Origin of the sequence: Pseudozobellia sp. WGM2, from assembly GCF_017810075.1 — a bacterium.
Lineage (GTDB): Bacteria > Bacteroidota > Bacteroidia > Flavobacteriales > Flavobacteriaceae > JADNYK01.
In genome coordinates this window covers 1-532 of the sequence record NZ_JADNYK010000038.1, presented here as the reverse complement: position 1 = coordinate 532, position 532 = coordinate 1, and the positions used below count along the sequence as shown (strand labels likewise).

Annotated in this window: 2 protein-coding genes; both read left to right on the top strand. The window is 33.5% G+C overall.

Annotation, left to right across the window (positions count from 1 at the left end):
- On the top strand, positions 1-256 hold a 256-nt coding region (locus IV512_RS19705; protein WP_209406474.1), incomplete at its 5' end, for a phosphopantetheine-binding protein.
- The coding region (locus tag IV512_RS19700; RefSeq protein WP_209406472.1) for a hypothetical protein at positions 253-532 on the top strand (280 nt) is incomplete at its 3' end. The genes IV512_RS19705 and IV512_RS19700, both read left to right, overlap by 4 nt.

The window sequence follows — 532 nt, the reverse complement described above, 5'->3', positions numbered from 1 at the left end:
AAAACAACTGGCCGCCATATGGCAGGAGGTACTCGGAAGGGAAAAAATAGGAATAAAGGACGACTTCTTCGAAATGGGGGGTCATAGCCTGAATGCTATAAAGATTATTAATAAAGTAAATAATCTTTATAAAATTGAACTTAAAATCAATCAAATCTTTAATTCTTTAACTGTAGAAGCATTGAGTACAAAAGTAAAAAGATTGTTATGGATTAAAACATCAGATAGGAATAATAAAGTTAAGAATGAAATATGAGTTATATAGTTGAAAAAATAATAGATCAATTAATTGATTTAGAAATTGAATTCGGAGTTGAAAAAGAAAAACTTATTATTTATAATAGTCTTGATCTGATTCCAACTTCTCTTTTAGTCGAAATAAAGAAAAATAAAAAAAAATTAATTGATTTTCTAATTGAAACATCCAATGATAATCTTTCCATCCCATCGGCCCCGACAAGCCGGGACAACGGTTATCCCATCTCCGACGCGCAGCGCCGGATCTGGGTCCTGAGCCAGTTCCGGGGCGGCA